Source organism: Dictyobacter formicarum (genome assembly GCF_016587435.1).
Genome location: NZ_BNJJ01000001.1, coordinates 319302 through 332801, shown reverse-complemented (window position 1 = coordinate 332801; position 13500 = coordinate 319302). Strand labels below are relative to the sequence as shown.

Genomic DNA, 13500 nt, shown 5'->3' with positions numbered 1-13500 from the left:
TAGTGTGTGGATGACCTCGGTTTAAAAGGCAGATACCATTGTTGGTAGATGCTTCGTGAGGGCATAAAACCCACCAAGCAGGTCATTTTCTATTTCTAGAAGTTGAAATAATGGTGTTTTGTATTCGAGCGGAGCATATGAAAAAAGGGGCTGTAGATGGCCCCAATTTTTCTGGGAATGCGTTGGAATCCGCTGCACATTTGTTGTCTTGCCTATTTCAAAGACATCATGATTCTCTAAAGTGAGAATGCGATAGACCCCTGGCGTTGGCTGGAGCGTTTTTGTGATCTGTGCATGTAATGGAAGAAACGCGCTCCAGTCTAAGCCACTCATCCATTCTTTTTCATCAAAGGGATTTCCAATGAGTTTGAGCGGAGGATAACTGGGTCCGCCCGCGGGATTATCTGGCGCATCATCGGGGAGACGTTCCCCCTGGTATCCATCGCTTTTGTTTTTTGATTTCGTATACCGTGCAGGGAAATGACCATGGTTGCACCGCACTGATTCGCCTCGCTCTAATCGATAGCGCCAGAGCAGATAGCACTTTAATCCTCTCAGCGTTTTTGTGGAGTCCTGGATGTGCTCTATGTTATGGAGAACTGTTGCTGAACATTCATAGTCTAGCTGGTCCGAATTGTTCCACGCCCATAACGCCGGGGCAGCTGTATGTGGGTCGTTAAATGGCATTGTTTCTTTCTGGCTATTTGTGCGCAAGCTTCCTATACGTTCGCGCAGGTTTCGAGCAGTTTCTCCGATATAGAAAAGTTCATCTCTCGTAGTTGCGCGGACACGATAGATGCCTGCGGTCGTAGGAAGTGTTTTCCATGCCTCGTTGTCCGTGAATGAAATCCAGGGGCCCCATTCCAGATTGGCCCATGTTAAGCTCATGTAATTCATCGTATCTACTTCTTCATTTTCAGTATCACAAGGTGCTGTATATCCAATTCTATAATGCAATTGATGGTAATGGCACCGTCAGAATGACATGCCTGGATAAGAGCGCATGGTAGATGAGCCGGATCACCTGTTCATCGACCAGAATATGGCGCTGGATCTCACGAATGTTTTCTGATAGCCATGGATCTGGAATAGGCAGAAGTGGTCCGTGTTCAATGAGCAGTGAGCGGTGTTGCGCCAACTCGTCGTCCTCCTGCTCTTGATCTACGATTGAGAGACTGTCCTGCTCTTCCATGTGGAGGCGTTGTGTCGGTGTGCTGGAAAGCAGTTCCGCATCATCGTTCTCTTTCATCTGGATATGATCAGTTCCTTGCGATGGTCCATCGCCCACCAGATAAAGTATTCTCGCCAATAGGGGAGAGGAAGGAGGGACGTGATCTGTGGTGCCGCGTCTCTCACGGCGTCGAAGAGCGATAAAAAGGCGTCGTATTGTGCACTGGTGCGAATGATAAAGTCAGATCCTCTTGGCTTGAGTTCTGTGTGGTTGGGGAGCAAGTTTCCCCGTACCAGGGTGACTGTGCTTTTGCGGACATATTGGGTGCTGATGAGAAGCTCACCCTGAGGATCAAGCCAATGGGCGAATTGAGACATGATAAATGCGCTGCTTATGGGGCTGATCGTGGAATGGACACGGAGTCCTGTGTCCTGCAGGCGGTTTTTCTCCTGAAGCAGGAACGTGTAACACTGTTCGATTTTTTGCCCCAGGGTGCGTACATTGAGATCCTGAAGGAGGGTGCGAAATTGTTCACTGGTCTCGTTATTGTTCCCTATATAATTTTTGGCAAACTTCCAAAGACTGATGTTGAAATAACCCGAATTATTTTCCCCTATATACCAGCCGTTCTGCGGCATGGTTAACACCGCGCTCATTTGTGCAAAGGTACTGTAACCTTGAATAAACTCATGGAGCGCGGGCTGAATGTTTGGTATTGTTTGTGCGCGCCTGGCCGCGCTTTGCTCCAGTTTTTCCATATTGGCATGATCATTCAGGAATCGGTGGGTGATCTCTGCGAGGGTTTGTGTGATCATATGGTGGTTCCTTCCAATCTAGACGATATGTGAACAAAAGTGTACTTGTGACTTCTGACTTCCAACAATGTGGATGATCTCTCTCTGCACAGGCATCAGAGATGCTGCGAAATAAGAGTTGTGCCATATTGAGCTCCTCAGCGGAGGTGATAGATTTAAGTTCATGTATGTTTATATATGTGTAAAACTAAGTATTAGCATTTTAACTCATAGATACAGTAAAATAAAGCTTTTTCTACAATTATGGTGGGCAACATGAAAAATTGGATGCGCGCCAAATGACTTTGTGGGAAGTTTTCTCGCCACCTCGGTCGGTTGGGATCAGATGTGGCATCTCGGTAGAGATTGGTGCGCGCGCAAAATCCTATGGTGTTGCATTCTGCTTATCATGGAAACGTGTTTGGGGAACGAGGGTGCCCGGATGCGGGCCGCTTCGCGGCAAGATTGGGCAAGCCAGGCACCTACGTTGACATGCTTTTATTTTTCTTCTTGAGCGTTACGCCATAGTGCTCGTCAGGTGTTCGAGTCGCTCAACATAGTCAGCCAGCACAGCAAAGGTGGCCTCTATTGGCTCAGATGTGCTCAAATCGACGCCTGCCTGCTGAAGGACATCGAGCGGATAACGCGCGTTGCCGGTGCGCAAAAATGCAAGGTAGCGTTCAACCGCTTGAGGCTGGGAGGCGAGAATTGAGCGCGCCAGGGTGTTCGCAGCAGCGATACCTGTTGTGTACTGGAAGACGTAGAAGTTCGCATAGAGATGGCTAAAGGTTGCCCAGGTAATGCCATCGCGTGCGGCATCCACTTCGACCTCACTACCGTAGCCCTCCGCCAGGAAGTCAGCAAAAAGGCCATTGAGGACATCGGCGGTCAGGGCCTCGCCGCGCTCCACACGCTCATACATTTCCAGCTCAAGGCGGGCCAGCAGGGGCATGATGAAGTAATACCGGTGGAAATTGTTCATGGCCTCATCCAGCAGCCCGATCTGGAAATCGCGCTCCGGGCGCGTGCGCAACAGATGGGCCCGTACCATGGCCTGGTGAAAGTTTGACGCAGTCTCAGCTACAAACATCGAATACTCGCTGTATACCAGCGGCTGCGTCTGCCAGGTCAGATAGGAATGCATCGAGTGTCCAAGTTCGTGCGCCAGGGTGCTCATGCCTTTTAGTGAGTCGTCATAACTCATGAAGATAAAAGGATGCGTCCCCGGACTGCCGGAGGAGAATGCCCCAAGGCGTTTGCCCTGATTGGGATAGATATCCACCCAGCGTTCTTGCAGACAGCCCCGGCGCAGAATCTGCACATACTCATCGCCGAGCGGCTGCAGTCCTTCAGCAATCCAATCTACCGCCTGTGTATAGGGCAGAGGAGGCAGCTTCGTGGTTAACGGCGAATAGAGATCATAGGTATGCAGGGTTTTATATCCCAATATGCGCCGCCGTAGCGCCCAGTAGCGATGCCAGGTGGGTAGGTTCCGACGAAAGGTTTGAATCACATTGTGATACACCTCAACGGGGATATTGTCTACCGCGAGCCGTGCTTCCAGGGCAGAGCGATAGCCATGCGCGCGCGCGAAAAAGATATTCTGCTTAATCTGGCCCTCCAGATTATTCGTCAGTGTCTTTTTGAAGGCGAGATAGCCATTATGGTAATGTTCCCAGGCCGTGCGGCGCGTCTCGCGGTCAGTGCTGGACCAGAGTGGGACAGTCGTGCTCTGAGCGACCGGATACTCCTCGCCAGTACTCGATTTTGCTGGCTGAAAGCGCATCTCAGCGCCGGTGAGAGATCCCACTACGCCGTGCGCTGTCGCAAAAGGATCGTTAAGTGCACCCAATAGCTCCTCAACTTCAGGTGAACGCACATGGGCCTGCACGCGCAAAAGATCCTCAAAATAATGAGCGTACGCAGCCAGGCGCGAGTCTGAGCCAGCCCACTGCGAGAGCTTTTCCGCGCCATTCGCCAGAAGTTCTGGTTTGATAAAGGCCAGGGCCGCACTTACCTGTCCATCGAGCGTCGCTGCCCGGCTGTTTAGGGCTGCCGCCTCTTCATTGCTGGCATCAACGCTCGCTACAAGCCTGGCATACATAGACAACTTATGGACACGCACGATGACCTGAAAGGATGCATCCAGCGCCTCGGCCAGTATCGCGGGACCAGTCAGCTTCTCATGATACTTTTCAAAGGCTGGTAATTCCGCTTGCACCAACTGATATTCAGTTTCCCAGGCCGCAATATTGGGAAATACACTGGCAATGTCCCAGGTATCCTCCTGGCGTTGCGCGCTACGTGGGGGAAGAGTTGTCTTTGGCATCTTGGTCTGTTCCCTTTCTGTCTGTGGAATGGACTCGAAAAAATGGTTTTTTTTGCAACTTTTGTGCTCAGCTGAAGTAGAGGAGGCAATCGAACATCCTGGCGATGATGTCAAAGGACTGTTGTGGCTTCCGATCGATTACTTGCAACACGTTGAACAACTGTCTTCTTTAGAAAATGCTCTGAGTGAGTGAGCAAATCTTCTTGAGGAAGAGCCACTTCCCAGAACGACCTCTTTAGCGATACCCCCAGATGAGTCTATGCGGGTAGTGACAGCTTTGCTTCACAGCATATCCCATGTATGCACAAAAAAACAAGATATTGATGTATGTGGGTTTTGAGCACAGTCGGAACCAAAAGTCGGAATAACCAAAAAAGCAACCAGTTTCCTTTGACTTGAGAGGTGAAAACAGCATAAACGACCTTTTGAGAGGATATCTCGCTGAAAATTGCTTTCTTATTATTCTCGTTATTGAGAACGAACTCTTAGCGTAAGAGTATCAGTAAGCAAGCGGGATCACGAAGGGGGAGCCAGATGCATTTTGTGCGCTCATTCCATGTACCATTCTATTCTATATTTATGGTGTTTTGGGGACCTCAAAGGCCACCAAAACACCGTTTTGGAATTTGGCTGTCAATTGGCTGTCATACGGTACGCTGCACTTTCGAGATCATCCCCTAAAACCCCTCTTCAAGCCCCTTTATTCTGGGCGCCTTTCGACCCTCTGTTTGATAGCAGTCCTACCCAGTAGGAAGCATTTCTTGTTTTTGAGCTTGAACCACTTAGACGGAAACATTCATCGATTCATGCCGTTCGATAACAAGCTAAAAGTGCAGTACAGTAGAAATTGGAGAAGTATGGGTAGGTAGCTATCTCCCATTTAGGTGCCGAAAAAACCTTTTGAACCACTGGAGCTTGACTCTTTACAAAAGAATGGGTTTTTGAAAACCCGACTGGCTAATCGCATAAATTGTAAGAAATATTATAAAAGTATAAAAGTTACCTTCTTTAAGAATGAACCATTCTACCAGGTTGAGGCTTTTTTCTTCTCCTTGGAACCTTGAAATCGCCATGATGGCTGGCAATTGTAGATTTAAATATAAAGAAAGTTATGGTATAATTTTTTTGTATAACGGGATAGAGAAGCAATACATGATCGAAGAACAGCGCGCTGTGCCCTTCCTTTTCATTAAATACTCTATAAGAGTTTTGTTTGCATAAGCTCTGCGGGAATATATGATTCCTTCGGTGCTCTCTGTTGTCATCAGTGGTATGAGGTGTGGTATTTAGAAGCGGTATTTTGCAAGAGAGAAGTAAAAGCATATGGGACTGTCTTTTCATACACCTATTGCCTGCCCTATCCTCATAGGTCGCCAACAGCAACTCGAAGCTCTTATTCATCTCATCAAGCAGACGTGCAGTGGTCAAGGTCAGACCGTGCTTCTCGCGGGTGAGGCCGGCATTGGCAAATCACGGCTCGTTACCGAAGCTATTGCTAGGCTTCCGTTATTGCAGCAGCAATCAGAATACTCCGCTGTGACGATTGTGAAAGGGCGCTGTTTTGAACCGGATCATGCCTATCCCTATGCACCTGTATTGGATGCGTTGGATACCGTGTTCGCTTCCCACTCCCCAGAGGCGCTTGCGACGTTTGTGGGACCAGCATGCCCCGAACTGATACAACTCTATCCTGCCTTCTCTTCCCTCTGGCCAACATGTACACCTGCCTCTGCTCTTGATGCAGAACAGGAGAAACGTCGTCTCTTTCAGGCACTTACCCATTTCTTGACACGCCTGACTGCTAACAAGCCCCTGATCCTCATCATCGAAGATATCCATTGGAGTGATGAGACGAGCCTGGAGTTTCTGCTCTACCTGGCCCATCGTCTCACATCTCACCCTTTTCTCCTCCTTCTCACCTATCGGAATGAGGAAGTACGTCCGGAGTTAACACGCTTTCTTGCCCAATTGGACAGCTCTCGCCTTGCAATAGAGGTGCCGTTGACGCGCCTGAGCATTGCTGATGTGGGGATGATGATTCGGGAAATCTTCGCACTTCCCCATCCAGTTCATACCGACTTTCTCAACATGATCTTTGCATTGACGGAAGGCAATCCTTTTTTTATCGAAGAGGTTTTGAAATCCCTCGAGATGGACGGTGACGTCTTTTATGCGAATGGCCGATGGAAGCGCAAGCCTTTGAACGCGTTGCATATTCCCAGAAGCGTGCAGATTGCTGTTCAGCGGCGCCTTGATCATGTGACTCCTGCCGCCAGAGAGCTGCTTGCTGTTGCTGCGGTGATCGGGCAACGTTTTCCCTTTCCCTTGTTGCAGCAATTAACCCGGCAAGATGAAAGTAAGATGCTTGATCTCATCAAAGAGCTGATCAAAGCGCAACTCATAGTTGAAGAATCGGAGGACATCTTTCTGTTCCGCCACGCCCTGACACGGCAAGCCATGTATAAGGAATTGCTGGCGCGAGAACGTAGAGCCCACCATCTCGCTATTGCCCAAACGCTTGCAAGGGTATCTCCCGATGTTTCTGATGCCCATCTTGCTGACCTTGCGTATCACTTCTACATAGCGCGTGAGTGGGCCAGTGTGCTGGAGTATGCGCCGCGAGCCGGCGTGCAGGCGCAACAGTTCTACTCATTGCGAGCCGCCTGCGAGCATTTTTCGCATGCCCTGGAAGCAGCTCATCACCTGGCTGTCCCTCCCCCTCTCAGTATCTATCGTGCCCGGGCACAGGCATACGGCATGCTTGGTGAATTCGAACTGGCATGCCGCGATTACGAGCAGACGCTAATAGCAGCACGAGCCCTCAATGATCGTACGATGGAATGGCACTGCCTCTACTCGCAGGGGGTCCTCTGGGCCGGATACCACTATCCGCAGGCTGGTAATTTCTTCCAGCAAGCCTTAGAACTGGCTCGCGCAATGGATGCCCCTTCTCTATTGGGCCGGAGTCTGAATCGGTTGGGCAACTGGCATATGAATATGGAAGAGCCACTGACGGCATTACGTTATCATCAAGCGGCCCTGACCCTTTTTCAAGAGAAGAACAACGTCCGACGCCTTGCTGAAACCTGGGACCTGTTGGGCATCACCCAGCTTATAAGTGGTCACATGCAAGAAGGTGCACAAGCATGTGAGCAAGCTACTGCGCTCTTCCGCCAAAGCGAAAATCAGCCAGGGCTGATTTCCTGTTTAGCAACGCGAGGGATGAGTGGAGCCAGTTATCTCTTGTACCCTCCCCTTTTCTCCTCAGCACAAGGGTCTGAGTTTATTCGTTATGGGGAAGAAGCGCTTATAATTGCACGTCCGATCGATTGGAGGATTGGTGAAGCCAACGCCCTGATGTACCTTGGATTGAGCCTGGGGCCGCTGGGCGAATTTGATCGTGCGTTGGAACTGGCTCGGACAGGACTGGCCATTGCTGTTGAATTGGAACATCATGCCTGGATTGTTTTCGCACACTTGCTACTGGGGGTTCTCTTCCTTGATTGTCTGGCCTTGAGTGAGGCACAACATCATCTGGAACATGCATTGAAGGTGGGGAAGGAGCTTGGAGCATCTCTCCTCCTCGATGTCGTCGCTGGTTTTCTGGCCTCGACGTATATCGAGCAGCGATCCCTGTCCCAGGCTGCAACGTTTCTTGATCCTCTTTGTGGCACTAACTTGCCGATGCATACACAGATGCAACGTCTCATCTGGTATGCGAGAGCTAAGCTAGAGTTGGCGTGCCATAAACCCGCTGAGGCTCTTGTTATTATCGAAGACACAATAGCTTCTATTACATCTGAAGGACAAGAGCCCGGTGTTTCTCCGCTCCTCTGGCATGTGCGGGCCGAGGCGCTTGCCGCGCTTGGGAGCGTAGAGGAGGCTCTGGCGATGCTGGAAGCAGCGCTGGAGGCCGCGCGTACTCAATGCTTGCGGCCACTCTATTGGCGTATCAGCATCTCGTATGGCATCCTCTTGCGTTCGCAGGGCCGGAGGCAACAGGCTACTCAGGTATTTGCCGAGGCGCACCGGACCATTGAGGAACTGGCTATGAATATTTCTGATACCTCATTGCGAGCGCACTTTCTGAGTCAGGCCAGAGCACAGCTTCCCCCTTTGCCAACGCCATCCCCACGGCAGCTCGCAAAACAGACATATGGGGGACTGACCGCCCGTGAGCGTCAGGTTGCCACCTTGATTGCCCAGGGCACATCTAATCATGACCTCGCTAGTCTCTTAAGTCTGAGTGAACGGACCGTCGAGAAGCATATCGAACGCATCATGCTAAAGCTGAACTTTACGTCGCGCACCCAGATCGCCGTATGGGCCAGTGAAAAAGGCCTACCGGACTAGCACAGATAGCAACGTCCCTTTTCTACGTACTGCTCGCGCTATTTCTACGTACTCGTTCCAGAATATGTCGTATTTTCCCCGATGTGAAATGCGATGTTCCTCATCTATACTGCTGACATAAGATGAAGTGCGAAGCAATCGACCGCAGGGTCGAACCTACCTGTCGTATTTCTTATTCACGTTTCATTGGGTACGCTAATTTGAATCATGCCTTACATTGTATAGCTAATTTTCTAGAACAGAATGCAGATTGAACTGGGAGATGAGAGTCTCATATGCGTACTGCTCCATTCACGGTCGCGATAGCTCAAGTAGCGCCCGTCTATCTTGACTGTAGCGCCACAGTAGAGAAAGCCTGTGAATGCATTGTTGATGCTGGCCAAGCGGGAGCGAACCTGATTGTCTTTCCTGAAGCATTCCTCTCCGGCTATCCAGTCTGGGTTTGGAGTATTCCACCAGGAGAGCAGGTCCTCTTGAATGAATTGTACGCGACATTTCGTGCGAATGCAGTAAGTATTCCTGGAGACGTCACCGACCGGCTTTGTCGTATGGCTCAACGCGCACGTATGAATGTGGTTATGGGGATGACAGAATGCGCCGTCGAAGCGGGAGACAGATGCTGTTATAATACGCAACTCTATATAGATGCGTTAGGTCAGATCATTGGCAAACATCGTTCACTGGTACTCAAGGGTGCGGAACGACTGATATGGACACCGGGCGATGGCAGCACCTTTCAGGTCTATCGCCTGCCTTTCGGTACCATCGGAGGGCTGATTGGAGGAGAGCATTATTTGCCCCTGGCGCGTCATACGCTCTATACCTGGGGAACGCAATTCTACATTGCCACCTCATGGGAGCATGGTGAGCTCTGGCTAGCTACTCTCCGTCATATTGCGCGTGAAGGACGAGTCTTTATCATCGGTTGCAATGCAGTGCTACCAGCGGCAGCTCTTTCTGAACGAGCACTTTTCAAGCAGTTTCCTTTTTCCGACAAAGAAGAATGGCTTCATCCTGGTGGGAGCGTGATTATCAATCCCGAAGGGGAGATCATCGCCGGACCACTGCTGGAGCAGGAGGCCCTTCTGTATGCGGAGATCGATGCGCGCCAGATGCACGGATCAAAGTGGATGCTTGATGTCACAGGACAAGATGCCCGCCCGGATATTTTCCAACTGACCGTTCATTGTGATACCCATCCACTGATACAGATAAAAGACAGACAGAGTAGAGCTGAAGAGAAGGTGAGTGGGCAACGGGATTATATATCTGAAATTTGAAAAGTAAAGCGTATAGTTTCAGAGTTTCAGGCAAAAAATTTTAACAGGTAAAGATACGTGGTAAGGAGATATCCACCATGCGCTTAGGCATCGACTTCGGGACCTGTTTTTCCAGTGCCGCCTTCCTCGATGGGGAGAGTATTACGCTGATCAAAGACTGTGCCTCGCTGGGCTATTCTGTTCCCTCCAGCGTCTTTCTCACACCACAGGGGCAGATACTGGTAGGCAAAGCCGCCAACAACCAGCGATTGCGTGATCCGCTCCGCTATCGACGCGAGATCAAACGTGACCTGGGCAACGCTCGCCCTGTGTTGTTAGGCGAACAAGCGTGGCTCCCAGAGCAACTGGTCATGCATGTCTTGCGCAAGATCAAGCAGGATGCCGATGCCTTCATGACCAATTCTGGACGTCCCCCCTTCACGGGAGCTGTCATCACTATTCCCGCCACTTATCAGCAGCACAAACGCGATCTCATGCTCCAGGCGGCAACCGAGGCTGGTTTTGTCGAGCAAGAGATCACATTGCTGGAAGAGCCTGTGGCGGCAGGGTTGTACTATACGCGCTTGAACCAGGTGAAGAATGGTGATATTTTGCTGGTCTACGACCTGGGTGGTGGTACGTTTGATACGGCTCTGATGCAAAAGGCGGGAGAGAGATTTCAATACCTGGCAACGCCGAGTGGTCTCTCGCGCTGTGGAGGCGCAGACTTCGACCGGGCCATCTATCAGGATCTTGTTAACAAACATCCTGAACTACGGAGTGCTCTTCAGGGTGCGAGTAGACCAGCCTTGATGGCACGTGCCACACTGGGAGAACAGTGCATCGATCTCAAGCATCAGCTCAGCGAGTCTGAGGTAGCCGAGATCTCATTTGTTGTGCCTGGCACTGGTGATTTCATCGACTATCGTCTCACCCATACAGAATTCAACCAGATGATAGCCACAGCTGTGCAGGAAACGATGACGTGCTGCCAGCAGATGCTCCAACAGGCGAACATCAAACCAGAGCAGATCAACCATATTCTACTTGTTGGAGGAAGTTGCCGTATCCCCTACGTCCAGCAGACGATTCAGCAAGAGTTTCTGCGCCCTGTCAGTATTGCATCTGATCTTGAGCTAGCGATATGCCAGGGCGTAGCTCTCTATGACACATTGCAAGCCGCATTCGAATATGAGGCACGAAATACGATAAACGAGATAGAAATTGCTACATTCGAGGCTGGGATACGAGACATAAGTCAAGAGGCACGAGATACGACGGAGTACACACGTACTGATTCTGATGAGAATGAGAACTGGATAGACGAAGAAGAGGAGGAAGACTGGGGCAATGAGGACGTTGGGGAAGTAATCAAAGGCCACGCTGTTGTTCTAAAAACATTTTACTCTAGCAGAATTGCAGGATGCAGGGTCAGAGACGGCGCTATTACGCAATTTTCACGGGTACGTATTTTTCGCCGTGGGGAGAAGGTGTACGAAGGTAGAATTGCTTCATTGCGACAGGGGTATTACGAGGTATCTTCTGTGAAGAGCGGTGATGAATGTGGTATTGGTCTGGGCGACTACTTTTTTACATTTAGAGTGGGCGATGTCGCGGAGACCTTTTCTTTACAAAGAGATAGAGATAACGTAGGCGTTCCTCTGGGGATGAAGGGCCATGTGACCGTTTTCGAAACCTATTATTCAGATACAATTGCTGGATGTCTTGTCACAGAAGGCATCATTATGTTATCCGCCCGAATCGGTATCTGGCGTCATGGTGTGATGGTACGCGAAGACAGAGTTGAATCATTACAGATCAATAGACGTAGTGTTGTGTACGTTTCTAAGGGAGATAGATGTGGTCTCAGCTTAAAAAATTACTTCACATTTAGAGTGGGTGACGTAATTGAAACATTGTATGAATAAGAATGTAATCAGGTTTAGGGTGAGAAGACAGATAAATTTACATTATTTCTACATCAGGAGGATGTATGGATTATCTCTTCGACCATCATCACGGCGATCAGGCGTATCACGACGATATACATTCTGACGATTTCCCGCAATCTCTCGATCTCGATGCTGCGCATCAATCATTCGATCCAGTACATCATGATGATGGACATCATGTGCTGGATTCTCATGCGCCATCTGAGAGTATCATCGGTGATTTAGAATTGGGTAACCCAGTAGAAATTCACTACCCACATTTCAACCCCAACTATACAGGTTCAATGATTATCGGCGATCCTGGACACGATATGGCACAGTGGCATCAACAGGAACATAAAGATACGTGTGCTATTGTATCGCAAGAATTTATCATTGAGAGTTTAACTGGAGAACATGTGTCTGAAGATAGTCTGATGCATGACGCCTTAGAACACGGATGGTATATTCCTCACGGAGGGACGCCACTTGATCACGTTGGTGATCTCCTTGCGTATTACGGTATTCCCATAGAGCGTCATGAAGGGGCAACGATGACAGAATTGTCGCAAGTGCTCAATCAGGGACAAAAGGTAATCGTGGGAGTAAACGGAGAAGATATCTGGTATTGTGACTCGCCCGACAGTTTGCTCACCCATTATCCTGGTATGCCCGGCCAGAACGTCGATCACGCGGTTGAAGTAATTGGCATTGATTATACCGATCCATTGAATCCATCTGTTATCATCAATGATCCTGGAATTCCTGATGGCCAGGGCATCGAAGTTCCGGAGGCAGTGTTTGAAGCGTCATGGGCAATTAGCGATCATTTTATGGTAAGTACCACAGATACAACTACATCTGCGGCTGCCTCTGTGGGGGATAGCGGTCGGCCTACTCCACTTTTAGGTGATGCCCAATCTGATAAGGATTGGGAAGAGTGGAATGCCAAAATGGAAGCAGATAAAGCAGACTGGGCAGACTGGAACGCCAAAATGGAAGCAGATAGAGCTGATTGGGCTGAATGGCATGCGAAGAATGATATCTAAGAGGCTAGCCAGCAAGAGAGGTGAAGATTATGAAAAATAGCCCTCATATGGAAAACCTGATGCACGAGATTCGTAAGATGCCAATTTTCCGGCAACTCGTGCCACAGGAAGCTGGGATTGGTTGGCCGATCCCGTTGCGTAAAGCAGGTAACGTATACGTCATATTGCCGTTCTTTGGTCTGGCACATTCCAAGGCTGAAAGCCAGACAGTACTTTATCCGCCTTTCGCAACATTGACCGTGAATTGGGTCAACTGGGTACCAGTCGAATACATCAACCTGCGTTTCCGTAATCCCCTGCCTCAAGGCGATTGGGAGGCGCAAGTTGGCACATTCCCACATGCGGCTATAGCCAGTCTCTCAGTCGGTCAATACCGTGAGCGAAGGAACGAACTGCTTGTTATGTATGATGCACTTATGGAAGCTCTGGTCCATGACAACGCACTTGCACCGGAATGGGAGGCTTCATTTTGTTCGCTCTTACGTCTGCTCATGGAGCCATTGCTTGAACCCTACTACCGAGCACTAGGTCCGAAGTTCTTTGATCGCTTCCTTCCCAGTGTGTCAGCGACACTTCCATCCCAATGAAAAATCTTCTTTCTGCTTTCAAGATGA

The 13500-nt window shown here is 49.7% G+C and carries 9 protein-coding genes; 5 read left to right on the top strand and 4 right to left on the bottom strand.

From position 1 onward, the window contains the following. Window positions 1-21: 21 nt before the first annotated feature. The 4 genes from JMI88_RS01355 to pepF form a co-directional block, all read right to left on the bottom strand. Window positions 22-897, bottom strand: coding sequence for a hypothetical protein (locus tag JMI88_RS01355; RefSeq protein WP_201359955.1), 876 nt, complete (start codon window positions 895-897; stop codon window positions 22-24). A 49-nt stretch (window positions 898-946) separates the two neighbouring features. Next, window positions 947-1249, bottom strand: coding sequence for a hypothetical protein (locus JMI88_RS01350; RefSeq protein WP_201359954.1), 303 nt, complete (start codon window positions 1247-1249; stop codon window positions 947-949). After that, window positions 1246-1986 carry a hypothetical protein gene (locus tag JMI88_RS01345; RefSeq protein ID WP_201359953.1) on the bottom strand — a complete coding sequence of 247 codons (741 nt, stop codon included), beginning with the start codon at window positions 1984-1986 and terminating at the stop codon, window positions 1246-1248. The genes JMI88_RS01350 and JMI88_RS01345 overlap by 4 nt, the downstream gene beginning before the upstream one ends. 496 nt (window positions 1987-2482) lie before the next feature. After that, window positions 2483-4294 (bottom strand): oligoendopeptidase F, encoded by a 1812-nt coding sequence (pepF, locus tag JMI88_RS01340; RefSeq protein ID WP_201359952.1) that lies wholly within the window; start codon window positions 4292-4294, stop codon window positions 2483-2485. A 1323-nt stretch (window positions 4295-5617) separates the two neighbouring features. Between pepF and JMI88_RS01335 the strand changes: the two genes are divergently transcribed. The 5 genes from JMI88_RS01335 to JMI88_RS01315 all read left to right on the top strand — a co-directional run bounded on the left by JMI88_RS01335 (window position 5618) and on the right by JMI88_RS01315 (window position 13473). Beyond that, the gene (locus tag JMI88_RS01335; RefSeq protein ID WP_201359951.1) at window positions 5618-8647 is read left to right on the top strand and encodes a helix-turn-helix transcriptional regulator; all 3030 of its coding nucleotides are present in this window, start codon (window positions 5618-5620) and stop codon (window positions 8645-8647) included. Window positions 8648-8922: 275 nt separating this feature from the next. Next, on the top strand, window positions 8923-9927 hold the full coding sequence (locus JMI88_RS01330; protein WP_201359950.1) for a carbon-nitrogen hydrolase family protein: 1005 nt from the start codon (window positions 8923-8925) through the stop codon (window positions 9925-9927). A 77-nt stretch (window positions 9928-10004) separates the two neighbouring features. Then, window positions 10005-11834, top strand: a complete 1830-nt coding sequence (locus JMI88_RS01325) for an Hsp70 family protein (protein ID WP_201359949.1) — start codon at window positions 10005-10007, stop codon at window positions 11832-11834. Between the two features lie 65 nt (window positions 11835-11899). Next, entirely contained in the window at window positions 11900-12886 is a 987-nt protein-coding gene (locus JMI88_RS01320; protein ID WP_201359948.1) for a hypothetical protein, read from the top strand. Between the two features lie 29 nt (window positions 12887-12915). Then, complete coding sequence (locus JMI88_RS01315) at window positions 12916-13473, top strand: hypothetical protein (protein WP_201359947.1); 558 nt, start codon at window positions 12916-12918, stop codon at window positions 13471-13473. Window positions 13474-13500: the final 27 nt, after the last annotated feature.

Coding starts and splice junctions, on each gene's coding strand:
- JMI88_RS01315 (WP_201359947.1), top strand. CDS start 12,916: ATGAAAAATAGCCCTCATATGGAAAACCTGATGCACGAGATTCGTAAG.
- JMI88_RS01325 (WP_201359949.1), top strand. CDS start 10,005: ATGCGCTTAGGCATCGACTTCGGGACCTGTTTTTCCAGTGCCGCCTTC.
- JMI88_RS01350 (WP_201359954.1), bottom strand. CDS start 1,249: ATGAAAGAGAACGATGATGCGGAACTGCTTTCCAGCACACCGACACAA.
- JMI88_RS01345 (WP_201359953.1), bottom strand. CDS start 1,986: ATGATCACACAAACCCTCGCAGAGATCACCCACCGATTCCTGAATGAT.
- pepF (WP_201359952.1), bottom strand. CDS start 4,294: ATGCCAAAGACAACTCTTCCCCCACGTAGCGCGCAACGCCAGGAGGAT.
- JMI88_RS01330 (WP_201359950.1), top strand. CDS start 8,923: ATGCGTACTGCTCCATTCACGGTCGCGATAGCTCAAGTAGCGCCCGTC.
- JMI88_RS01320 (WP_201359948.1), top strand. CDS start 11,900: ATGGATTATCTCTTCGACCATCATCACGGCGATCAGGCGTATCACGAC.
- JMI88_RS01335 (WP_201359951.1), top strand. CDS start 5,618: ATGGGACTGTCTTTTCATACACCTATTGCCTGCCCTATCCTCATAGGT.
- JMI88_RS01355 (WP_201359955.1), bottom strand. CDS start 897: ATGAATTACATGAGCTTAACATGGGCCAATCTGGAATGGGGCCCCTGG.